The 23,010-nt window shown below is 62.9% G+C and carries 22 protein-coding genes; 18 read left to right on the top strand and 4 right to left on the bottom strand.

Going from position 1 to position 23,010, the window contains the following annotated elements; translation table 11 throughout:
* Positions 1–225: 225 nt before the first annotated feature.
* Positions 226–1,992 (top strand): adenylate/guanylate cyclase domain-containing protein, encoded by a 1,767-nt coding sequence (locus AC1DXU_RS08965; RefSeq protein WP_477367144.1) that lies wholly within the window; start codon positions 226–228, stop codon positions 1,990–1,992.
* Between the two features lie 104 nt (positions 1,993–2,096).
* On the opposite strand, the gene AC1DXU_RS08960 is transcribed toward AC1DXU_RS08965, so the two are convergent.
* Positions 2,097–3,068 (bottom strand): DMT family transporter, encoded by a 972-nt coding sequence (locus tag AC1DXU_RS08960; protein WP_477367142.1) that lies wholly within the window; start codon positions 3,066–3,068, stop codon positions 2,097–2,099.
* 335 nt (positions 3,069–3,403) lie between these two features.
* Between AC1DXU_RS08960 and AC1DXU_RS08955 the strand changes: the two genes are divergently transcribed.
* The gene (locus tag AC1DXU_RS08955) at positions 3,404–4,063 is read left to right on the top strand and encodes a L,D-transpeptidase (RefSeq protein WP_477367139.1); all 660 of its coding nucleotides are present in this window, start codon (positions 3,404–3,406) and stop codon (positions 4,061–4,063) included.
* A gap of 9 nt (positions 4,064–4,072) precedes the next feature.
* Positions 4,073–4,585, top strand: coding sequence for an OmpA family protein (locus tag AC1DXU_RS08950; protein ID WP_477367136.1), 513 nt, complete (start codon positions 4,073–4,075; stop codon positions 4,583–4,585).
* A 246-nt stretch (positions 4,586–4,831) separates the two neighbouring features.
* Here the strand turns inward: AC1DXU_RS08950 and AC1DXU_RS08945 are convergent, their stop codons facing one another.
* Positions 4,832–5,644: a class I SAM-dependent methyltransferase gene (locus AC1DXU_RS08945; RefSeq protein WP_477319159.1), complete on the bottom strand. Its 813-nt coding sequence runs from the start codon at positions 5,642–5,644 to the stop codon at positions 4,832–4,834.
* Positions 5,645–5,986: 342 nt separating this feature from the next.
* Here AC1DXU_RS08945 and minC point away from each other — a divergent pair, with 342 nt between their 5' ends.
* The 14 genes from minC to AC1DXU_RS08875 all read left to right on the top strand — a co-directional run bounded on the left by minC (position 5,987) and on the right by AC1DXU_RS08875 (position 19,248).
* Entirely contained in the window at positions 5,987–6,724 is a 738-nt protein-coding gene (gene minC / locus AC1DXU_RS08940) for a septum site-determining protein MinC (protein ID WP_477319157.1), read from the top strand.
* A 70-nt stretch (positions 6,725–6,794) separates the two neighbouring features.
* Positions 6,795–7,610 carry a septum site-determining protein MinD gene (minD, locus tag AC1DXU_RS08935; protein WP_477367133.1) on the top strand — a complete coding sequence of 272 codons (816 nt, stop codon included), beginning with the start codon at positions 6,795–6,797 and terminating at the stop codon, positions 7,608–7,610.
* Positions 7,607–7,879, top strand: a complete 273-nt coding sequence (gene minE / locus AC1DXU_RS08930; protein WP_477277626.1) for a cell division topological specificity factor MinE — start codon at positions 7,607–7,609, stop codon at positions 7,877–7,879. Before minD ends, minE begins: the two co-directional genes overlap by 4 nt.
* Before the next feature lie 496 nt (positions 7,880–8,375).
* Entirely contained in the window at positions 8,376–9,548 is a 1,173-nt protein-coding gene (dgoD, locus tag AC1DXU_RS08925; RefSeq protein WP_477367130.1) for a galactonate dehydratase, read from the top strand.
* 5 nt (positions 9,549–9,553) lie between these two features.
* Positions 9,554–10,330 carry an SDR family oxidoreductase gene (locus AC1DXU_RS08920; protein WP_477367127.1) on the top strand — a complete coding sequence of 259 codons (777 nt, stop codon included), beginning with the start codon at positions 9,554–9,556 and terminating at the stop codon, positions 10,328–10,330.
* Positions 10,331–10,356: 26 nt separating this feature from the next.
* Entirely contained in the window at positions 10,357–11,340 is a 984-nt protein-coding gene (locus AC1DXU_RS08915; protein WP_477367124.1) for a substrate-binding domain-containing protein, read from the top strand.
* A 75-nt stretch (positions 11,341–11,415) separates the two neighbouring features.
* On the top strand, positions 11,416–12,939 hold the full coding sequence (locus tag AC1DXU_RS08910) for a sugar ABC transporter ATP-binding protein (RefSeq protein WP_477367121.1): 1,524 nt from the start codon (positions 11,416–11,418) through the stop codon (positions 12,937–12,939).
* Positions 12,936–13,937 carry an ABC transporter permease gene (locus AC1DXU_RS08905; RefSeq protein WP_477367118.1) on the top strand — a complete coding sequence of 334 codons (1,002 nt, stop codon included), beginning with the start codon at positions 12,936–12,938 and terminating at the stop codon, positions 13,935–13,937. Before AC1DXU_RS08910 ends, AC1DXU_RS08905 begins: the two co-directional genes overlap by 4 nt.
* A 2-nt stretch (positions 13,938–13,939) precedes the next feature.
* Positions 13,940–14,740: a FadR/GntR family transcriptional regulator gene (locus AC1DXU_RS08900; RefSeq protein ID WP_477367115.1), complete on the top strand. Its 801-nt coding sequence runs from the start codon at positions 13,940–13,942 to the stop codon at positions 14,738–14,740.
* Positions 14,741–15,616, top strand: a complete 876-nt coding sequence (locus tag AC1DXU_RS08895) for an aldose 1-epimerase (RefSeq protein WP_477367111.1) — start codon at positions 14,741–14,743, stop codon at positions 15,614–15,616.
* Between the two features lie 293 nt (positions 15,617–15,909).
* Positions 15,910–16,191: a hypothetical protein gene (locus AC1DXU_RS08890; RefSeq protein WP_477367108.1), complete on the top strand. Its 282-nt coding sequence runs from the start codon at positions 15,910–15,912 to the stop codon at positions 16,189–16,191.
* 131 nt (positions 16,192–16,322) lie between these two features.
* Positions 16,323–17,204 carry an EamA family transporter gene (locus AC1DXU_RS08885; RefSeq protein ID WP_477367104.1) on the top strand — a complete coding sequence of 294 codons (882 nt, stop codon included), beginning with the start codon at positions 16,323–16,325 and terminating at the stop codon, positions 17,202–17,204.
* A gap of 243 nt (positions 17,205–17,447) precedes the next feature.
* Positions 17,448–18,377, top strand: coding sequence for a sugar-transfer associated ATP-grasp domain-containing protein (locus tag AC1DXU_RS08880; RefSeq protein WP_477367101.1), 930 nt, complete (start codon positions 17,448–17,450; stop codon positions 18,375–18,377).
* A gap of 370 nt (positions 18,378–18,747) precedes the next feature.
* The gene (locus AC1DXU_RS08875; RefSeq protein ID WP_477367098.1) at positions 18,748–19,248 is read left to right on the top strand and encodes a hypothetical protein; all 501 of its coding nucleotides are present in this window, start codon (positions 18,748–18,750) and stop codon (positions 19,246–19,248) included.
* Positions 19,249–19,339: 91 nt separating this feature from the next.
* Here the strand turns inward: AC1DXU_RS08875 and AC1DXU_RS08870 are convergent, their stop codons facing one another.
* Together AC1DXU_RS08870 and AC1DXU_RS08865 are read right to left on the bottom strand one after the other, a co-directional pair.
* Entirely contained in the window at positions 19,340–19,987 is a 648-nt protein-coding gene (locus AC1DXU_RS08870; RefSeq protein WP_477316527.1) for a LuxR C-terminal-related transcriptional regulator, read from the bottom strand.
* Positions 19,984–21,342 carry a sensor histidine kinase gene (locus AC1DXU_RS08865; RefSeq protein ID WP_477368910.1) on the bottom strand — a complete coding sequence of 453 codons (1,359 nt, stop codon included), beginning with the start codon at positions 21,340–21,342 and terminating at the stop codon, positions 19,984–19,986. Before AC1DXU_RS08865 ends, AC1DXU_RS08870 begins: the two co-directional genes overlap by 4 nt.
* 237 nt (positions 21,343–21,579) lie before the next feature.
* Here AC1DXU_RS08865 and AC1DXU_RS08860 point away from each other — a divergent pair, with 237 nt between their 5' ends.
* Complete coding sequence (locus tag AC1DXU_RS08860) at positions 21,580–22,770, top strand: hypothetical protein (protein WP_477367095.1); 1,191 nt, start codon at positions 21,580–21,582, stop codon at positions 22,768–22,770.
* Positions 22,771–23,010: the final 240 nt, after the last annotated feature.

Raw genomic sequence — 23,010 nt, 5'->3', positions numbered from 1 at the left:
CTTCCACGAGGCGAACGGCAACTTTGCGCCTTATGACAGTCATTCCTACAGCCCCGTCCATTCTCCAAAAGTGGACATCGCTAACCGACAGGCCACAGGCAAGTTGTGCGCCGACATTTGTCTCGAACGACTGGAGTCGAACCTACGCGGACCATCCGACCAATGGCTCGGAGCTATCTTCCTTTGGCTCGGCAGTAGTGCCAGACTGGATGGAGGGAGCACGACATGAGTGAGACCCGCAAAATAGCAGCGATCCTGGTCTCGGATGTGGTCGGCTACAGCCGGCTGGCCGGCGCAGATGAAGATCGCATCTTGGCACGGCTGCGGGCGCTGCGCAGCGATCTCATCGACCCCACCATCGCCGTTCATCGTGGTCGCGTCGTCAAGCGCACAGGCGACGGGAGCCTTGTCGAGTTCAGCAGCGTGGTGGAAGCAGTGCGCTGCGCGATCGAAGTACAGAACGCCATGCTTGAGCGCAATGCCGGGGTGCCGGATGATCGCCGCATCGAGTTCCGGATCGGCATTCACTTGGGCGACGTCGTGCAAGAACGCGATGGCGACCTGATGGGCGATGGCGTCAATATCGCCGCGCGCCTGGAAGGCATCTGCGAACCTGGCAATATCTGTCTTTCAGAGCAAGCCTATTGGCAGGTTAAGTCAAGGCTCGATATCGCGATCAACGATCGCGGGGCGGTCCAGCTCAAGAACATCGCCGAGCCGGTCCGGGTTTATTCGCTGCAGGTCGGGATTCCCACCAAGGCCAAGCCCGCTGCACCAGCTGAGCCCCTTGTGCTGGAGAAGCCTTCGCAGCCGCTCGCGCTGCCCGACAAGCCTTCGATTGCCGTGCTGCCCTTCGTCAATATGAGTGGCGATGCCGAACAGGAATTCTTCACCGACGGGCTGACGGAGGACATCATCACCGATCTGTCGAATGTGTCCGGCTTCTTCGTCATCGCCCGCAACTCCACCTTCGCTTATAAGGGCAAGCCCGCCGACGTCCGTCAGATAGCTCGCGATCTGGGCGTCAAATATGTTCTCGAGGGCAGCGCGAGGCGGTCCGTCAAGCGTTTGCGCGTCAATGTGCAACTGATCAACGCGGCCGAGGGCGGCAACCATGTATGGGCTGAGCGCTTCGACCGCGAAATCGCCGACATCTTTGACGTTCAGGACGAGATCACGCACCGTGTTGTTGAAGCGATCTCCGGCAAGATTGGTACGAAGAATATCTCTGCCCGTTCCAGGCCGTCAAATCTCGAAGCCTATGATCTCTGTGTCAGGTCGCGAGAAAAATGGACTTTATCCAAAGCTGCTAACGGGGAGGCGCGCACAGCCTTGGAACGTGCCATAGCGATTGATCCAAACTATTGCGAAGCGCACAGCAATCTTGCGGTTTCACTGTTGTTTGGCTGGATCAATTGGGGGGAACCTCAGATACCGGATCGCGCAAACGCTTTGATGCATGCGCAAAGAGCCGTGGAAATCGACCCCAATGATTCAGATGCTCGCTGTGCTCTGGGTTACGTTCAGCTACACGAGCGCAACTGGGATGAAGCAAAGTCGCTCCTCGAAGCCGCAATTCGACTCAATCCAAACAACGCAAATGCCGTCATATGGATAGTAGAGCTTTACATCTACTTGGGTGAGCCGCAAGACGCGCTGACAGCTTGCGCCGAGGCTCTTCGTCTTAATCCCCGCCTACACCATGGATATCTTTGGGTTCTGGGAATGGCGCAATTTGCCGCCGGTCGCTACGAAGAAGCTGTTGCGACCTTAAGCAGGGAAGAGACATATGGGACCGGTTCAAGACTGAACCTGATTGCTGCGCTTGCCCTTGCCAGCCGCGTGCCTGAGGCTCGGCAGGAAGCCCGGCTCTATCTCGCGGGTAATCCAAATTGGAGGGTCGGTGATTTGGTGGCGAACTTACCTTTCAAGAGCCCGAGCGCTGCGCAGCCCTTTGTCGATGGCTGGCATCTGGCCGGCTTGCCAGATTAGGCGGCATAGCAAAGGGGCCGCTTTCCTATGTTGAAGACTCAAACATTCGCGACTCTTCCTTACACAAGCTCCAGGACAGTTCCTCGCCGTCACTCGCAAGATTTCTACGCCACGCGTGGTTTGGCCACGCCGGGTTTGACCACGCTGGCGAGTACGATGCCGGCGACAATGAAGGCCGCACCGACCAGATCGTAATCGTGCAAGTTCTCGCCGAGCAGCAGATAGGCGAGTATGGCGACGAACACCGTCTGCAGATAGAGCAACATGCTCGCCCGGCTCGCGCCGAGCGTTTCCACGCTTTTGTTGTAGAGATAGTACATCAAGGCGCCGCCGGGACCTGCCAGATAGGCGAGCGCGAGAATGCTGTCGACGTCCATGGCGGAGCGTTCGTCGTTGAACAATTCCCACAAATGGAAAGGCAAGGCGACCAGCGCACCGGCGCCGAGCAGCAGCACGACCATCGGCAGGAGTTCGATGGCGAATTTGGCACGGCGCAAAAGCACGGTGTACAGGCCCCAGCAGAACGCGCTGCCGACGATCCACAGCTCGCCGGCGTTGAACTTGAGTTGCAGCAGCGCCGTCAGGTTCCCATGGGCAACGATGAAAATCATCCCGGCGAGCGCAACCAGCGCGCCAATCGATTTCCACAGTCCGAGCGGCTCGCCAAGCACGAAACGGGCGAGCACCATCGTCATGACAGGCGACAGCGCCATGATGATACCGGCCGTGGTGGCGTCGGTGTCGTTGAGGCCATGGTAGATCATACCCTGGCACAGCGTGAGGCCGATCGCCCCCACGGCGACGACCTCTACGGCGCGAGTTCGCAAAAGCCCGATCATTGCGTCGTGATGACGGTGCACAATCGGTAGCAGGATGGCGCAAGCGAGCGTCAGCCGCCAGAAACAGAGGCCCCAGGGCGGCATTTCAGGCGCCACCCATTTGGCCGCGATATAGACCCCAGCCGAAAGCAGCCAGCACAGGACGGCGGCCGGATAGCCGGTCAAGGAGGACATGCGAGAGGGTATTGGCCCGACCACGGGTTGCGCGGCTTGATGCGCTATCGGCATTGCCTGCATGTCATGCCCTCCCTTCGATGACGTCGGCCCGAGAGGCAATATAGCCTGCGTCGCTGGGTCGTGCATCCGTTGTGAAATGCTGAAGTCGACAGGGAATCTGCGCTCGGCCGCCCATATGTCTTTCGATGGTGCGGGGAGGTTCTTTCCCGTGAGGGGGATGCGACGACCGGAACGGGCCAACTCACGATTTCGGACATTGGAAGCTCAACGTCTGCTATCGTTGTTCCCTCCACCACAAGCGGACCTACTGCTTCCGGCTAACTGCAGCATTTTCCACTTTGAGGCGAAATAGTTCTCAACTATGGTTCGCAGACTAAAGGCATGGGGGATTGCCGATGGTTTTATCACGCAGGGGTGTCGTGACCGGCGGCCTGGCACTGGTCGCGGTCGGTGCAACCGGCAATATTGTTCAAGCCGCGGCGGCAAAATCCTATTTCGCCGGTACCGCCACCGACAACAATTTTGTCTATCGCAAGACCAACTTCGCCAAGATCGACAAGAAATGGCATCGCCAGATTGTCAAGTATTTCAGCAGCGAGTCGGTCGGCACCGTCGTGGTCGATACCCACCACCATTTCCTCTACCTCATCATGGAAAACAAGACCGCCATCCGCTACGGCGTCGGCGTCGGCAAGGAGGGCTTCAAATGGTACGGCCGCGCGACGATCGACCGCCGCGCGCTGTGGCCGCAATGGGTCCCGCCCCCCGAAATGCTTAAGCGCAGGCCGGAGCTGCCGCCCATGGTCGCAGGCGGTGCGCCCAACAATCCGCTCGGGCCGCGCGCGCTCTATCTGTACCGCGACGGCGCCGACATCGGCTACCGCCTGCATGGCACGCTGGAGCCATGGAGCATCGGCACCGATGCTTCCAGCGGCTGCATCCGCATGTTCCCGGAAGACATCATCGACCTCTACCAGCGTTGCCCGATCGGCACCGCGGTGGAGGTCCTGCCGCACATCGCCGACCAGGCGCCCGCTTCCACCACTGTCGAATGATGGCGCATCATGTACCGCATGATTGAAAACACGCGCCGGCTCCTCGCCGCCGGCCTGTTGGTTCTGGCCGCATCCTGCTCGACCAGCAGCACGCTGACCCCGCCCACGCCCGACGTCACCAACGCCGAGATTGCCGGCTTCCAGAACGTGCAGCCGGGCAGCGAGGAGGATTTTATCCTCAATGTGGGCCGCCGCACCTATTTCACGAACGGTTCGGCCGCGCTCGATTCTGTCGCCAAGACCACCCTCGACACCCAGATCGCATGGTTGTCAAAGTATCCGCGCTGGCTGCTCAAGCTGCAGGGTTTCGCCGACGATCCCGGCGCAAGCGAAACGGCGCTGTCGCAGAAGCGCGCCGATGCGGTGATGGACTACCTCGCCGCCGGCGGCATAGACCGCAACCGCATGTGGGCCAAGGGCTACGGCAAGGACAGGCTCGTCCGCGACTGCCCCGACACCGCCTGCAGGTCGCAGAACCGCCGCGTTGTGTCCAATCTGCGCGATGAGAGGGACGACTCGTAGGGGCTGCTTTTTTGCTAGTCACCAAATCAGAGTCTCACACGCGACGGCGGCATGGCTGCTTTGCGCCTCATTTCAGACGCTGGATCACACTTCTCCGTTTCCTGAAAACAGACATCGTTGGTGACCACGTGGTTTTGCCGCTCTACTTCGCAAAGATGGAACAGCACGGCGTCGTTGTGCTCGCCGACATCAGGGGCCATTCATGGATATCGCGAGAGCGCGGCTAAGTGTCGTTTGGGCGCGATTTCAGACCGGCTTGCGACCCCACACTTGAGTGACGACGAATGTCAGACCCGTGGTTTGTGGATCACCTGCAACTTGCTCGCATTCAACGATCGCCTCATCCAGCTCGGATTTGGTCATCAGGCCAGCGTCCAGAATTCGGTTCCTTAGCGACGTCGCGAACTGGATAGGCAGCCGCAGGTACGGGTGACCGGGCGCTAGGGCAACAACGGCTGCGCGCACGCGCAAGTCCTCAGCTCCCCGCTCGCGCAGCATCTTGTGAGTACGTCTGCCTGCGTCGAAATCACCTCCGCCGCGGCGGAATGCTGCGAGAATTGCCGCCTTCAGCCGGTCCCACGCGTCAGACGGCGGGTAGCAGCGCCAAGCCGCGCTGTCCGGCTCCTGGATCGCAATGATGCCGCCAGGCTTCGTCAACCGCCAAAGCTCGTCCATCAGCTGCGCATCCCGGCCGACCGGCGCAAAGAGGAAACGGACGTGCGCGAGGTCAAACGAGTTGGCGGGAAGCGGAGAAGCGTAGGCGTCAGCTTCCAGGATCTCAACCTTCGGCAGATTGTTTTCGGCGATAAAGGCGCGGGCGGCGCGAAGCTGCATGGCATCGATGTCGACACCTACGATGCGCCCTGACGCCCCAGCGCGCCGCGCCAGAGATCCAAGGATGCCCATGGCCCCACAACCGAGATCCAAGCAGTGCCAGCCCTCCATCGGGCCAAGGCTGTCGAGCCACGCCTCTGTCTCCGGCTCCCACACGCGCGCCTGGAGGCGCAGGCGCTCAAGCTCTGAAGCGCTGTCCGACAGCAAATAGTCGGCACTGGACATCGTCTGGACCCTCCGCTTGGCCACGAACCCTACGACGGATCAACGAAGGACCAAAGACGTGTTGCCGAGCAGGCCTTAGCTGACCTGGCAAAGCCGGTTCACGACACCCTGGACCCAGTCCGCTTTCTAGCCCAGTCACCCGAAAGCGGACGTTCCGTTTTCGGCCCGCTATGATCATTCTAGCACACATGGCGGATGACCGCTTCTGGCGCTGAGCAGACTCTCGCACCCTCCCGCCAGTGCTGTCAGAAACCGCCTTCCGGCTCACGCAATTCCCCCTTCATTAACCTTTCATTAACCATGGCTGGCTAGCGTTTACCGATCAGTAAGGAATCGCTGTCCGTGACCTTCGCCGCCCCCCTCGAGACCAAATCCATTCGCTTTCGTGCCCGCTCCTTCGTCGCCTTCACGCTGACGCCGGAGGCGCCGCTGGATGCCTGGCTGGAAAGCCTCGATCGCTGGATCGGCAACTCGCCGGGCTATTTCTCGGGCCGGCCGGTTCTGCTCGATCTCAACACGCTGAAGCCTGATGTCGCAGCGATCGGTTCGCTGGTCGCCGTGCTTGGCCAGCGCGGCATCCGCATCTACGCCATCGAGCTCGACGGCAATCCGGCCCTTGAGGCCAATCTGCCGCCGGTGCTCATCGGTGCCAAGGAGGCCACAACGGACGGCCTGCTGACGCAGCCCGGTCGCAAGGCCGTCGCTCCGGAACAGACCGGCAAGGCGGGGGAGGGCAAGCCGCAAGAGGCTCCTGCCACGCTGATGATCAAGGCGCCGATCCGCTCGGGACAGCTGGTTTTTCATCCGCATGGCGATGTCATCGTGCTCGGCTCCGTCGCCTCCGGTTCGGAAATCGTCGCCGCCGGCTCCATTCATGTCTACGGCACGCTGCGCGGGCGCGCCTCGGCCGGCGGGCTCGGCAATGCGGCGGCGCGCATCTTCTGCCGCAAGAACGAAGCCGAACTGCTGTCGGTCGACGGCTGGTATTGCACGGCCGAAGAGATGGACCCTTCCGTGCGCGGCAAGGCGGTCCAGGCCTTTCTCGACAATGGCATGCTGCGCATAGCGCCTCTTGGCTGAACGATGCTCGGCTGACGGCAAATCGACGAAAAATATCAGGCAATTAACGAACAAGAATGGAGGCAGTTTGATGGGCAAGGTAGTGGTGGTCACCTCAGGCAAGGGAGGCGTCGGCAAGACGACCTCGACGGCCGCACTCGGTGCCGCGGTCGCCAAGACCGGCAAGAAGGTGGCCCTGGTCGATTTCGACGTCGGCCTGCGCAACCTCGACCTGATCATGGGCGCCGAGCGCCGCGTGGTGTTCGACCTGGTCAACGTCATCCAGGGCTCGGCCAAACTCTCGCAGGCGCTGATCCGCGACAAGCGGGTGGACACGCTGTTCCTGCTGCCGGCCTCGCAGACGCGTGACAAGGATGCGCTGACCGAGGAGGGCGTCGGCGAGGTCATCAACAAGCTGCGCTCCGTCTTCGATTACGTCTTCTGCGACAGCCCCGCCGGCATCGAGCGCGGCGCCCAGCTTGCCATGCGCTTTGCCGACGAGGCGGTCATCGTCACCAACCCGGAAGTCAGCTCCGTGCGCGATTCCGATCGCATCATCGGCCTGCTCGACGCCCGCACCTTGCGGGCCGAGCGGGGCGAGCAGATCGCCAAGCATGTGCTCGTGACACGTTATGATGCCGCCCGCGCGGCTCGCGGCGAAATGCTGTCGATCGACGACGTGCTGGAAATCCTGTCGACGCCGCTCTTGGGCATCATTCCCGAGAGCCAGGATGTGCTGCGCGCCTCGAACCTCGGTTCGCCGGTGACGCTTAGCGATCCGCTCAATGCGGCCGCGAAAGCCTATATCGACGCCGCGAGACGCCTCGAAGGCGAGGACCTGCCGGTCGTCGTGCCCTTCGAGCGCAAGGGCTTTCTCGACCGTCTGCTGGGAAGGAGGGCGGCATGAACCTTCTCGACCTCTTCAAGCGGCGCTCCAGCGCGCCGGTGGCGCGCGAGCGGCTGCAAGTGCTGCTCGCCTATGAGCGCCGCAGCCGCAGCCAGCCCGACCTCGTCTCCATCCTGCGCGAGGAGATCATGGCGGTGATTGCCCGGCATGTGCAGATCGACCAGGACTATCTGCAGGTCTCGATGGACCGCGGCGAGACCATGTCGACGCTGGAAATCGACATCCAGATCCCCAACAAAAGCGCCGTGCCGCTGGCCATGGCGGGGTAGCTGTTAGGCCACAGGCCGCGATCCTTCGCGCCCCCTCTGTCCTGCCGGACATCTCCCCCACAAGGGGGGAGATCGGCAGGTTCGGCGCTTTGCTCATTTCTGCAACGTAGGCGATTGGCGAAGACGGGGATGACAGCCAATCTCCCCCCTTGTGGGGGAGATGTCCGGCAGGACAGAGGGGGGCGCTGTCCYGCCGGCGGTTCCTCTGAATCCATTTGAAGTCGAGCCCGTCCCCATTTCATGGGGGCGAAGAACTCAAGTCTTGCGGGGTCGGCGCCAAGCATCCCCGCCCGGGCCTTCGGTCTCCTCTGCCGGGTCCCCGCTGCTGCGCAGCGTCCTCCAGCCCTCCGGGTCTTCACCGTTCGTTGCCTTTCATCGTGCCGCCGGCATCCGCACATCCACGCCGGAAATCCAATCTCACCCTTGACTTGTCCATATTAACATGAATAAATCATACATAATGTCGTGAAAAAAGACGGCATGTCTGGGAGGACCGATGAAAATTACGGCCATCAAGGCGCTGGTCTGCAATGCGGAGATGCGCAACTGGGTTTTCGTTCGGGTCGAAACCGACGAGCCCGGTTTGTTTGGCTGGGGTGAGGCGACGCTGGAATGGAAGACGCGGGCCGTCGTCGGCGCGCTGCAGGACCTCGAGGCGCTGCTCGTCGGCCAGGATCCGCGCAATGTCGAGCAGTGCTACCAGATCCTGACCCGCCACGGTTTCTGGCGTCTCGGCGTCGAGGGCATGTCGGCCGTCAGCGGCATCGAGATCGCGCTCTGGGATATCTTGGGCAAGTCGCTGGGCGTCCCGGTCTGGCGGCTTCTCGGCGGCCAGGTTCGCGACCATCTGCGCACCTACACGCATCTCGGCCTTGGCGACATGAAGGCGGTCTATGAGAGCGGATCCGCGGACACGATCGTCGAACGCGGACGCATCGTCACGCAGGCCGGCTATGACGCGGTCAAGGTCGTCTGCATCCCCTACACCCACTATGTCTCGCCGGCGAAGGCGGTGGACTCCGTTGCCAACATGGTTGGCGCGCTGCGCGAGGCCGTCGGTCCCGATATCGACATCATGGTCGATTTTCACGGCCGCCCGGCCTCCGTCAATGCGGCGATGGACTATTTGAGGGCCATCGAGCCAGCCCGCATCATGTTCGCCGAAGAGCCGGTGCCGCCCGAAGATGTCGCCGGCCTGGCGCATATCACCGCGCGGTCCGCAATACCGATCGCCTCCGGCGAGCGGCTGATCGGCCGTCGCGAATTCACCCACTCGATCGCGGCGCGCGCCTTCAACATCGCCCAGCCCGATATCTGCCACACCGGCGGCCTGCTCGAGACCAAGAAGATCGCGGCTCTGGCCGAAACCGCGGGCATCGGGCTGGCGCCGCACAACCCGCTCGGCCCGATCGCCGGCGTCGCAGCCCTTCACTTCGGCATCTCGACGCCAAACGTCATCATCCAGGAGGAAATGTCCGGCGCGGTCGCCTGGTACGACGACGTCGTCACCTGGCCGATTCAGCGCAAACCCGGCCGCTGGGACGTTCCCGAACTGCCGGGCCTTGGCGTCACCGTCAACGAGGACGTCATCGCGCGCCACCCGTTCAAGCAGGAAGTGCTGCATGCCCGCAACGCCGTCATGCCCGACGGAACCGTGGTCGATTGGTGAGCGCCATGACAGGCAGGCTTCAGGGAAAGATCGCAATCGTCACCGGCGCCGGGCAGGGCATTGGCGCCGCTACCGCTTGGGCCTTCGCCATGCAGGGGGCAAAGACGGTCATCGCCGAACTGAATGCGGCAACCGGCAAGGCAATCGCCGACGCATTGCGTGCCGAGGGCGCCGACGCGCTTTTTGTCGAAACCGATGTCACCGACGCATCGGCGGTCGCCGACATGGTGGCGAAGACGATCGCGGCCTATGGCGGCGTCGACGTCCTCGTCAACAATGCCGGCGCCAACGTCTTTTACGAACCCTTGTCGATGCCGGATGAGGAATGGGACCGCTGCCTCAGGCTCGACCTGCAGGCCGCATGGTTCTGCGCCAAGGCGGTTCTGCCGACGATGCTGGCGAACGGCTCGGGGTCGATCGTTAACATAGCGAGCTGCCACGCCTTCAAGATCATTCCCCACACATTCCCTTATCCGGTCGCCAAGCATGCGCTTGTCGGCCTGACCCGCTCGCTCGCCATCGAATATGCGGCGCGCGGCATTCGCGTCAACGCGATCGCCCCCGGCTATGTCGAGACGCCGATCGCCGAAGCCTACTGGAACACATTTCCAGACCCCGCCGAGGAGAAGCGGCGGGCCTACGACCTTCATCCGCCCAAGCGCATTGGCCGGCCGGACGAAGTTGCCATGACGGCGGTTTTCCTCGCTTCCGACGAAGCCCCGTTCATCAATGCCGAGACGATCACCATCGATGGTGGACGCTCGGTTCTCTACCACGACTGACAATCACCAAGCAGGGAGGATCCACCATGAAAACCACAACCAAGGCATTGGCGACATTGGCGATATTGGCTGCCGGACTGATGGCTGGTGCGGCAAGCGCCGACGACATCAAGATCGGCTACATCAACAAGATGGGCGACCATCCATGGTTCGTCGCCGAAGTCGGCGGCGCCAAGAAAGCGGCCGAGGCGGCCGGCGCCAGCTTCGTGTCGCAGGACGTCCAGTTCGACGCCAATCTGACCATCACCACCTTCGACACGATGGTCGGCGACGGCGTCAAGGGCATCGCCATCGTCGTTCCCGACAAGGCGCTGGGACCGGTCATCGCCGAGAAGGCCAAGGCGGCGAAAATTCCTTTGGTGGCGGTCGACGACGACATCTACTACCAGGACGGCACCCAGGTCCCCTATGTCGGCATGAATGCCTACAATATCGGCGCGCGCGTCGGCGAAGAGCTGGCCAAGCTCTACAAGGCCGACGGCTGGGCCGGCAAGGAGGTACGCATCGCCTCGATCGAGGACCGCAAGGCCGACACCTGCATGCAGCGCAACAAGGGCGCCGAGGAAGCGTTCCTGAAGGCGGTGCCCGACTTCAAACCGGCAAACATCGTCCGCGTCCCCTATGACAACACGATGGTCAATTCCATCGATGTCATGACCACCACACTGACCGCCAATCCCAGCGTCACCAACTGGATCTTCTATTCCTGCAATGACGATGGCGTGCTGGGTGGGGCGCGGGCATTGGAAAACGCCGGCTACAGCCCGGACCAGGGCATGGGCATCGGCATTGACGGCAGCCGCGCCTGCGATGCCTTCGGATCGGGCAAGCCCTCGGCATTCCGTGGTACGATGTGGCTGAATTCTGCCAATCACGGCGCGCTGGCGGTGAAGATCCTGCTGGCCTCGATCAAGGATGGAACAAAGCTGCCGGTGCAATCCTTCACCGACCCGGAATACATCACCGCCGACAATTTTGCCTCGGACTACAAGGCCAAGCTCTGCAAGTAAACCGGACATGCGTCATGCGCCGCCAAGGCGCGTGACGCTCCCCCGGTTGCATTTATCGATCCTCGGGAGTGAGCTTTGACGCAATCGGATTTCTTCTCGCTCGACAGGGTATCGAAGCGCTTCGGCGTCGTGCAGGCGCTCGACGACGTCTCGATCGCCTTCCGGCCAGGCGAGGTGCTCGCTCTGGTCGGCGAGAACGGCGCCGGCAAATCAACGATGATGCGCATTCTCGAAGGCGTATTCGCTCCGGATAGCGGCACTGTGCTGCACGGATCAACGCCGATCGTCTTCGGCGAACCGCGCGACAGCCACCGGGTCGGCATACGCGTCATCCATCAGGAGCCGGAAATCGTGCCGAACCTGACGGTGGCCGAGAATATTTTCGTCGGTGAATTGCCGCGGCTGGCGGGCGTCCTGCTCGACTGGCGCAAGCTCGAGGAGCAGACCGACCGCGTGCTTGCGACCTTTGGCATGCAGCAGGACATGCGGCCGCGGCAACTGTGCAGCACGCTCGGTCCGGCGCAACGCCAGATGATCGAGATCATGCGCGCCATCCGTGCAGGCGGCCGGCTGATCGCCTTCGACGAGCCGACCTCGTCACTGACCGACGACGAAGCGCGCCGTTTGTTTTCCGTCATCCGCCGGCTGCGCGAGGAGGGCACGTCGATCGTCTACATCTCGCACCGGCTGAACGAGATCATCGAATTGGCCGACCGCATCGTCGTTTTGCGCGATGGCAGGCTGGTCGATAATTCCCCGGCGGCGGGCGCCAGCGAACAGGGCATAGCCAAGCTCATGGTCGGCCGCGACATTGCCGATCTGTTCACCCGCGAGACGTGGCGGTCGGGCGAACAATTGCTTGATGTGGCGGGCTTGACCACCGACCGGGTCAGCGATGTCAGCCTCAGGGTTCGTCGCGGTGAAGTGCTAGGCATCGCCGGCCTCATGGGCGCGGGCCGCTCCGAACTGGCAAAGGCGATCGTCGGCTATGACCGGCGCCTCGCTGGAACCATAGCCATGAACGGCGTGCCCGTTCTCCCCAACAGTCCGCACGCCGCGATCGTCGCCGGCATCGGCTTTGCCCCGGAAGACCGCAAGCACGAGGCCTTGCTTTTGTTTCGCAGCATTCTCGACAACGCAGCACTTTGCGTGCCCGACAAGACGTCGAGCTTCGGCTTTTTCAACCGGCGCAAGGCCTTGGAGATCGTCTCGCCGCTGGCAGCGAAAATGTCGATCAAGGCTCCCAACCTCGACGAGCAGGTTTCGAAACTGTCGGGCGGCAACCAGCAGAAAGTCGTTCTGGCGCGCTGGCTTGCCCGGCAGCCGATGCTGCTTATCCTCGACGAACCGACGCGCGGCATCGACATCGGCGCCAAGGCGGAAATCTATCGGCTGATCGATGAACTCGCCGCAAGCGGCATTGGCATCATCCTGATTTCCTCGGAAATGCCGGAACTGATCGGCCTCGCCGACAGGGTTCTGGTAATGGCGGGAGGCCGCATCACCGCCGAATTGTCCCGCCCCGACATAGACGAGGCGACGATCCTCAAACACGCCATGCCGCAATCCACATCTGCGCCCGGAGACCACGTCCAATGAACAGCCTCGAGCTTCGCGCCGCGAAAGCGCAGACCGACGCCAGGGGCGCTTCCGCGCGCCTTGTGGAGCGCCTCGGCGTTCACAACATCAGCCTGCTGGTCGCGCTCGCCATTCTCGTCGTCATCTTCGGTTCGCTGCGCGGCGATGTGTTCTTTTCCAGCCGAAACCTGCTCAACATCGGTCTCGGCATCACCATCCTTGGCGTGCTGGCGATGAGCCAGACCGTGGTCATTGTCGCCGGCGGCCTCGATATCGCCGTCGGCGCCACTGTCGGCCTGACCACCGTCTCGACGGCAATGGCCATCGAGGCGACCGGGTCGCCGGCGGCCGGCATCGTTGCCGGCCTGGTGCTTGGCGGTCTTGCCGGTCTCGTCAACGGCATCATCATCACCTACGGGCGCGTCAACGCGGTCATTGCCACGCTCGGCACCATGGCGATTTTCCGCGGCATCGCCTTCATCATGTCCGATGGCCAGTCGATCGCCATCTTCAGCGACACGTTCCGGTTCATCGGCATCGGACGCATCCTCGGCCTGCCGCTGCTGATCTGGATTCTCGTGCTGACCGCGATCGTGTTCCACCTCTTCCTGGCGCGCTCGATCGTCGGCCGCAGCATCTATGCGCTCGGCGGCAATCCGGTTGTCGCCCGCTTCTCCGGCATCAACATCAATCGCTACCGCGTCGGCATCTACATCATGAGCGGCGTTGCCGCCGGGCTGGCCGGGATACTGCTCGCCGCCCGCACCGGTTCGGGCCAGCCCGTGTCGGGATCGCAGGGCCTGGAGCTCGAGGCCATTACCGCCGCCGTGCTGGGCGGCTGCGCGTTGCAGGGCGGCAAGGGAACGATCGTCGGCGCGCTGCTCGGCGTCGCCATCATTGGCGTGCTCAACAACGGAATGATACTGACGTCGGTGCCAACCTTCTATCAATTGCTTGCAAAAGGCTCGCTGCTGATCCTTGCTGTGGTGATTGCCGAGTACCACTTGAACAGGACATGACGATGGACGCGGCGACCGCTTCAACAGGGCCAGGCAAACCGGACCCGTCTGCCGGGGAGGGCGCGACGTCGTCGCTCAAGGATCGCATCGCGCGCGATCTCGGACAGCGTATCCTCGCCGGCACCTATGCACAGCACGCGGTCTTGCCGACGGAGGCTGAACTCTGCGTCATCTATGGCGCCAGCCGCACCGCACTTCGCGATGCGCTGCTGACGCTTTCGGCCAAGGGATTGATCGAGGCGCGCAAGCGCGCCGGCACGCGTGTGCGCGTGTCGAGCGAATGGAACCGGCTGGATGCGCAGGTTCTCGAATGGATGCGCGATATCGAGCCCGACCTCGATTTCGTCCGCGGCCTGATCGAGGCGCGGCTGGTCATCGAGCCGGCTGCCGCCCAGCTTGCGGCGAAGATGGCGACATCGGGCGATCTCGCGGTCATCGAAGCCGCTTACGAGGCCATGCGCATTGCGCCGGAGGATGACCTCGCCGCCTGTCTCGATGCCGACGTCCGCTTTCACACCGCCATCCTGCGTGCCAGCCGCAACCCGGTTTTCGCCAATCTCGGCAACATGCTTGCGGCAGCGCTCAGCTTCTCCTTCCGATTGACCACATCGGCCACCGCCAACTATCAGCAGACGCTGAGCGCCCATGGCGACGTGCTGGAGGCGATCCGCATGCGAAGGGTCGACGAGGCGCACGACCAGATGAAGGCGCTGATCGGCATCGCCTCGAATGACCTTCTCGCCGTCGCCCGCAAGGGCCGGCATCAACAGCCGGCCGCCGCTGCCAGAGCCGATACCGTCTGAATGATCGAGACCATCCAAATTCGAAGCGGCGACCTGTGCGCCGAAATCGTTCCGTCGCTTGGCGCCGGTCTGGCGCGGTTCGACCATGGCCGCGTGCCGCTGTTCAGACCGTGGCCGGACGGCGGCAGCACGAACCCGTTCGATCTCGCCTGCAATTTGCTTTTGCCATGGTCAAATCGCATCTCGGGCGGCGGCTTCATTTTCGAGAACAAATTCCACCAACTGCTCCCCAACCTTGCTGGTGAGCCGTTGCCCATCCACGGCAATGGATTCTCCAGCGAATGGGCTGTCGACAGCCAGACGCCTGACAGAGCGCGGCTGTCGCTTGTCAGCGACGGACCCGGCCCGTACCGATATCGCGCCGAGGTGGACTACGCGCTGACCGCGCAGGCGCTCGAACTAAAACTTCGGATCGTCAACAACGCGCCGACCAGGCTGCCGTTCGGGCTTGGCATCCATCCGTGGTTGCCAAGAACGGCACGGACAACGCTCCACGCCCCGGCGTCGCAGGTTTGCCTTGAGGGGCCCGACCATCTCCCCGACAGGTTCGTGGATGTCGAAACCCGCCCTGATTGGGATTTCAGCACGCCTGCCGCCATGCCCGACGGATGGATCAACAACGCCTTTGCCGGCTGGGATGGCGTCGCTGCCATATCCTGGCCGGAGCAAAAGTGCGGCCTCAGGATCGAAGCGTCCCCTCCTTTGAATTTCTACCTCGTTTATTCGCCATCAGCCGCCAGCGACTTCTTCTGTTTCGAGCCGGTCAGCCATGTCGTGGATGCCCACAATCGCGATTCGATCGACAGCTGGAATGGATTGGTGGCGCTTGGCCCGGGGCAGGGCCTGGCGGCGCGGTGCAGCTTCACTGTCACGTAGCAGGCTAAGTGCCGACCCGCGTTTTTACCCAAGTCTCCGCGCAAACGCTTAAGATTCGAGCGTGCCCGTTAACCATCAGTTAACTATGTGATCGCCTTTAATTCTATCTTGGAGGATACTGATTGGCGAAGCGGTGAGTTGCTTCAGGAGCATAGGACAAGGGAGCAATCGCCCCGCTGGCGCACCCGCCACTTTCGCTCGTGCGCGACAGCCGAAATTGAAAAAAGGAAGCGACGGAATACCGTCGTCTCACCGGGGAGGCGCCAGCATCATGTTCGATGAGGAGCGCCAGAATGAAGATCGAAGAAGCAGTTGCAGCGGCGACAGCCGAAGCGAACACGCTGCTATCTTGCCTCGGCCAGCCTGTCGTGGCCTACCACGTCATGGAAATAATGAGAGAGGCAGACGTAGACCACGCACGCGAGATGCAAATCGCGTTGATGCGGCGAAGCATCGAGGCTCTGGTCGATGATGGCCTGGAGGACGTCGCCGCCGAGCATTTTGCGTCTCTGTTCAACGGTCGTGTCGGCTTGACCTGGAGACTCCTGCACTCGTCCGACGGGGCGCCGCACTGATATCGACCAAACCGGCCTCGCTCGCTTGCCCCATCCAACCACCCGCCCGTGCCTCACGACAGCCACGCCGGACAAGACCATAGCTCCACCGATGCCGTCTCAATCAGGACGGCCGGGGAGACAAGACCAAAGTGACGTCGACGCCCATTGCCAGACCCGAAGCGGGCGCTTTGCCCATCGGCGCACTGCTTGGCGCCATGGTGTCGATCCAGATCGGCGCCACCTTCGCCAAGGGCCTGTTTCCGCTGGTTGGCGCCAATGGCACCACGGCGCTCCGACTGGTCGTCGGCGCATTGATGCTGGCGGCCGTGTTGCGGCCCTGGCGTGTCAGGCCGTCGCGCGCCGTGCTGCCCTGGCTCATCGCCTATGGGGTCAACCTCGCGGTGCTGAACCTTCTGTTCTACGCCGCGCTGCGCACCATCCCGCTCGGCATCGCGGTGGCGCTCGAATTCACCGGTCCGCTGCTGGTGGCAACACTGTCGTCGCGGCGCGGCAGCGACTTTGCCTGGGTGGCGCTGGCTGTCGCCGGCATCGTGCTGTTGTCCCCCTTCATCCATTCGCGCCAGGCACTCGACCCGACCGGCGTGATGCTGGCGCTCGCCGCCGGCGGCAGCTGGGCGCTCTACATCGTCTTCGCGCAAAAGGCAGGCGCCGAACTCGGCGGCCAGACCACGGCCTACGGCATCGCCATCGCCGCGGCGCTGGCGCTGCCGTTCGGCGTGGTCGAGGCGGGGCCGGCGCTGGTCGCGCCGTCGATCCTGGTCGGTGCGCTCGTCGTCGGGTTGTTCTCCAGCGCGCTGCCGTTCTGGCTGGAGATGGTGGCGCTGACCCGCATGCCGGCCAGGCTCTACGGCACGCTGACCTGCCTGGAGCCGGCGCTGGGCGCATTGGCCGGGTTCGTGTTCCTGCACGAGGTGCTGACCGGGCTGCAATGCGCCGGCATTGCCGCCGTTGTCGTCGCTGCCTTCGGAGCGGCGATAACGACGCGGCCACCGGTGCCATCACCCGAATAGGCGCTGGCCGGCGCCCTCCGCCCGAGAGGCTGCATTTCTCGGCCGATGGCGCATGAATTGCCTGCGAAAATCGCTATACCTGCCGGATCGGCTCCCAAAGGGCTAAAAGGGGGGACAATGTCGATTGCGCGTCGATGGGGGGCTTACAAAGCCTATCTTCAGAAGGAATTCTCTGAACCTGCGCCGACGCCTGGCTGGCGGCTTCGCGGCCTGTTGAGAGGTCATCCCTCCAGGTCATTGGCGATGCTGGAAGACAGGGCCTATCGCGAGCACGACTACATCAACTTCACCTTGCAGCGGCGACGCCGGGAAACCTACAATTCCCGTCTTGCCCAGGTGCTTTTCAGCAAGCTGGATCAGAAGGTCTGGCTCGACTGCGTCATGCCGTCGGTCGCGCCGCCGGTCACTCACTATCTCGCGGGGCCAAAGCTCATAAGCCTCGGCGGCGATGGCGAGGTGTTGGAGCTGGATGCGCTCCTCGCGCTGCTGGCGCGCAAGGGCGAATTGTTCCTGAAACCATCCGGCCAGGGCCAGGGATTTGGTGCCATGAGGCTGGTTCAGACTCCGGACGGCATTCTCGCCAATGGCAAAAGCGTCGAGCCAAGGCAATGGTTGGCCGGATTTTTCGGGCAGAACCGCACTGGCTATCTGGTCTCGAACATCATCGCGCAGGGACCGTGGAGCGAAGCTTTCTTTCCCAGGACACTGAACACGCTTCGCGTGCTGACCGGCACGCATTTTTCGGACCATCGCCCGGTCGTTCTCGCGGCGACGATGAAAATGGGCCGGCCGGCAACCTATCCCACCGACAACTGGAAATCGGGCTGGGGCGGGATCGCTGCCCTGGTCGACGTCGACAATGGCGTTCTGGCCGCCGGCCTGTTTTACAATGCGCAGGCCGGGCGGCGCGATTATGTGGAAACGCACCCCGAAAGCGGCATTCAGATTCGCGGCGCCACCATACCCAATTGGGGTTTCGTGAAATCGGCGATGCTGCGGCTTGCCGGCCTGTTGCCATTTCCCGGCCTCGTCGGTTGGGACGTCGCTCTGACGGCTGCCGGCATAGTCATCGTCGAGGCCAACACCAGCCCTGGCCTGGACATCCATCAATGCCACGGCAGCCTGAAGCGGACTGCCGAGCAACGGGCCTTCTGGGCGGAGATGCGTATGTGAGGCCAGGGCGGCTGCCGCGATCTGGTAAATGCTCTCCTGTCAACACCCGGTTCAGGTTCGCTCTTTCACAGGAGGATCAAGATGCGCAACTGCCTTTTGCCCGACTCGACTGGCCGGTCCCGCGGCGCCGGCTCTTACCGTCGCACCCTACTATTTCGCCTTTGACGGCGACGGCCTCGCAAAGGTAGTCTCCGCCTGCGCCCACGCCGAGAGCGAAGGTGACGGTGGCGAAGGTGGTACAATGGCGATGGTGGCCACTCCGGCGAAGGCCACAATGGCATCGACGATGATGAGGACCACGATGTCGGTGATGACGATGGTGACGACACCCCACCGGCGGTTACGCCCTGGTCTGGCAGGAAGATAAGGAATGAACGCGCCGTCATTGCCTCGACTTTGCCGGTTCGTCCTGCGGACCTCGACGGCGCTGGCGCTCGCGATCGCGCCCTACCATGTGACGTTTGACGATGCCGGCGTTGCCAAGATCGTGCCCGCTCTCGCCCACGCCAACAATGGCAATGGTGGCGGTAACGGCGGTGGCAATGGTGGCGGTAACGGCGGTGGCAATGGTGGCGGCAACGGCGGCGGTAACGGCGGTGGCGGTAACAGCAACAGCGGCGGCAACGGCAACAGCGGTGGCAACGGCAAGGGCAAGGGTAACAGCAGTAGCGACAGCGGCAGCACCAGCCACGTGAATGCGGTGACAGGCGACACCGTCAGCGTCATTGGCAATGCCATCAAGGTCGTCCATCCCAACGGCTTCCGGGAAGAGGTCGCCAACGGGCGTTTTGAAATGAAGGATGCGCTCGGTCGCAGGATCGTCGAGCGCGCGGCGACCGCCGCGGACCTGGCCCGCCTGAAAGGATTGTGAGGCCACGCAGAGCGCGGCAATTCAAAAGGCGCTCGCGTCTCGTCTCAGCCGCGGGGCTGCCTTGTCATGGTCCCGGCTCGAAACCCGGCCCTCAGCCGGCGCGGTCCCGCGCCTCATGCATCAGAAGTGCCGCTTCGGTCCGGTTGCGGACATTGAGCTTGGCCAACACCCGCGTCATGTGGTGCTTGATCGTCTTTTCCTGCAGCGCCAGCCGCGTCGCGACTTCCTTGTTGCTCAAGCCTTCCGCCACCAGGCGCAGGATCTCCGCCTCGCGGCCGGTGAGCTGGCGGATCGGATCAGGTTTACTGCTGGCCGGCTGCAGCAGGCCGGACAGCAGCCGGGCCGACAGTGTCGGCGAAACGTAGCTCTCGCCTGCGGCGACATTATGCAGGATTTCGGCCAGCATTTTCGAGCCGACGCCTTTCAGCACATAGCCGCGCACGCCGGCATTGAGCGCCTGGGCAATGTCGGCATTGGCCTCCGACACGGTCAGCATGACGATCTTCTGGCCGGAGTACCGCGCCAGGATGTTTGCTGCGGCGACAAGGCCGCCGCCCGGCATGCTGATGTCGAGCAGCAGGATATCGGGTGCCACGGCCTGGACCAGCCTTTCGGCATCCTCGGCGCTGGCGCCTTCGCCAACCAGTTCGAAGCCGCCGATTTCGCCAAGGCTGCGCGCGACGCCCTCGCGAAACATCGGATGATCGTCGACGATGGCTATGCGGATGACACCGGTCACGGTTGCTCCTCGACAGACAGTGTGATTACCAATCGTGTGCCTTGCGGCCCTGACAGTGTTTCGAAATGCCCGCCAATGCTTTCGATCCGCTCCCTCAGGCCGGCGAGCCCAAGACCTTCAGTCCTTGCCGGATCGAAGCCCGGCCCGCCATCCAGCACTTCAACGAAAAGCTTGCCGGCTTTGATCCCGGCTTTCACCGCCTGGTTCCTGCCTTTTCCATGGCGGAAGGCGTTGTTCAACCCCTCCTGGACGAAACGATAGATGCTGATCTTCTCCGACGGGCCGAGTTCAGGCAAGCGGGAAGGAAGCGTCAGCGAAACTGAGGTCCCGGTCCGCCGTTCGTGCTCGGCGACGGCCAGCCGCAATATGTCCGGCACGGCCGCGGACTCGATCTGCGGCAGCACCAGGCCGTTGCAGATGCCGCGTATCTCGCTCATCGCCTCGCCAAGCGTGTTGTGGATGCCGGCAACCTCAGCCTGGCGCTGTTCGGCCGAGGCGGCGGGGTCGAGCAGCAGCGGGCTGCCCATGCGCAGCGCCGCCAGCGCCACGAGCTGGGCCGGCCCATCATGGAGATCGGCACCGATGCGCCTCAGATAGCGCTCGTTGATGGCCGTGGCACGGCGCGAGGCGCGCTGCACGCGCTGGCGCAGCGTCGAGTTCTGCGACAGCAGCGCCTGCAATTCTGCGACCTTTGCCTCGAGTGCGGTGTGCTGTGTCTCGATGGTGCGGCTGCCGCGAAAGACGATGCCGGACAAGAGCGCCAGCGCCGCCGCCGCGGCGCCGGCCACCACCAGCCAGCTTTGCCACAGAGCCACATTCAGCGTCGTTTCAAAATCGTCAGCGACCTCGTAGAACTCCGACACGGCGACGACCTCGCCCGACCACGGTTCGCGCACCGGATTGTAGATTTCGAGCAGCGGTCCGGTTGCAGTTCTTTGTTCCTCCCGGCTTTCGGCGTCGTCGTCGAGGTTGTTGTACTCAGCCACCACATTGCCGCCAAAGGCGGCGACCAGGTTGGCATTCGGCTCGAACACCTTGCCGATCAGCGTCGTATCCTTGGCGTAGAGTATGGTGCCGTCGCGCCGCCACAGCTTGAACGAGGCCAGCCGCTTGCCGAGCGCGCCCTGGTCGAGCGTTTCGTCCAGCGCCCGCTTGACGCTGTCGCTGAGCTCGCGGCTCTTGCGCATGTCCGGCAGCAGTGGCGCAATCACGCTGTCGACATAGAGCGCCGTGGAGGCGGCGGAGTTGCGGGTGACGCCTTGCCGGATCTGCGAAGTCACCCACAGGCCGACCACCAGCATCACCGCCAGCAGGCCGACGCCGCCGGCAACGAGGAACTGCAACGCAAGCGACAGCTTGCCCCAACGCCGTAAGAAATCCTCAAGCAATCGTGCGACCCATCCTCACCTGTGCTTGTTATAGAGGCAGAACGGCGTTTGTGACATCTGCCTTTATCTTACCCGGGCTGGACTTTAGTCCGGCGCCGTCGCCGCCCCTCGGCTGCCGAAGCCGGCGCCGGCTCTACAAACAGTTTGAATCGAGATATGCACAAGTTTCGTTGCGCGAGATTTGCGAAGAGAGGACCGACAACGGTGCGTGACCCCTACATGGTCGAAACAGCGGTCGTCGTCGGGCTCGCCGCCATTCTGGCGTTTCTCGCCTGGTTCTGGCGGCAGGTGCGTAGCCGTCGCAAGGCCCGGCATCGTGAAAATCCGGCGAATGATTACGCCGTGCGCCAGGATTGGTCGAGCAGTCGCAGCAACCTCAACCACTCTTCCTTCGTCTATTTCGATGTCGATCGCGATGGCAGTTACGGGCTCGGTGACCGGCCCATGGCCGGTGTCATGGTCAGGCTGCACGACGGCAATAGCCGCTTCGCGTCGCAGGCTCGGACCAACCGCAGCGGCTTCGCCAATTTTCCGGTGTCGAGGAAACACCGCAAGGCGCCCATTCATTTGCCCGGCATTTACCGGTTCACGGTTTCGGTGCCGCCCGGCTGGCGCGCCAGCAGCGCCAACGAGGTCCAGTCGCAGCACTTTCAGCCGCTATCGGGCTCGCCCACGGGAATGGTCAGTGAAGCGATGCTGCGGCCGGTCGGTCTTTTCCCGATACGGCGCCTCAGCGGGCGTGTGGCGGCAGCGGCGACCTTGTCGGTAGAGAGGAAGGGGCAGGTGCTGGCCGTGCATCCGCTCGCCGATGCAGCCGGCTTCCGCTTCGATCTTCCCGATGACGCCGACACCATCGAGGTCTCCCGTCGCGGTTTTGCGCGCAGGCTGGTCCTGTCACCCTATCCGACCGATCTCGGCCTGCTCTCGCCCGAAAGTCCCGCCTTCGACAACGCCGCCCCCCTGCAGACGATCGGCTTCGACGATGTCACCCCGCGCGAGTTCCGCAAGGTGCCGTCCGGCTATGCCGGGTTCAGTTGGTTCAACCTCAATGCGATTTCGCGCGATTACCTCAAGGAGGCCGAGGGCTATGTGAACGGCAATGTCTCCGGAGACCACACTTGCTACACCAGCAGCGGGCACCCGGCCGAATTCGGCAGTGAAAAGCCTTTTGGCTTTCACTCGGTGCTGCTGACCGCGGCGTGGTTAAAGTCCGAAGGGGAGGTTGCCTTGGTGGAGAGTTGGCTTGGCGATCGGCTGATTGCCAGCGATGCCGTCACCTTGTCGGCGCTGACGCCCGTTCACTACGCCCCGATGCTCGCGCAGGTGACGCGCGTACGTCTTTCCACCAAGCACTATTGGCAACTCGTGCTCGACGATCTCGTGGTCGCCCGCTGAGCTACAGACTGATGGAATTCGGGGCGTTCGCCGTGACCTGCGAGAGTTTGCCTTTTTTGACCAGCGCCGGCTTTGAATAGGTCTTCTTCATTTTCCCATTCTCCAATGGCGTGGGTCAATCTCAGACTGCGTGTGTCCAGAAGCGGGTCGCCAGACACCACTGGCACGCCGACTCAAATGGTTTCACCAAGCGTGCTTAGCCCGCCGAAAGCGCCCCATTTTCCGCTGTAACCTGCGAAA

Source organism: Mesorhizobium sp. P3_A10 (genome assembly GCF_056403175.1).
Note: the sequence above shows the minus strand (reverse complement) of the source record. Positions and strands in the feature narration are given on the sequence as shown.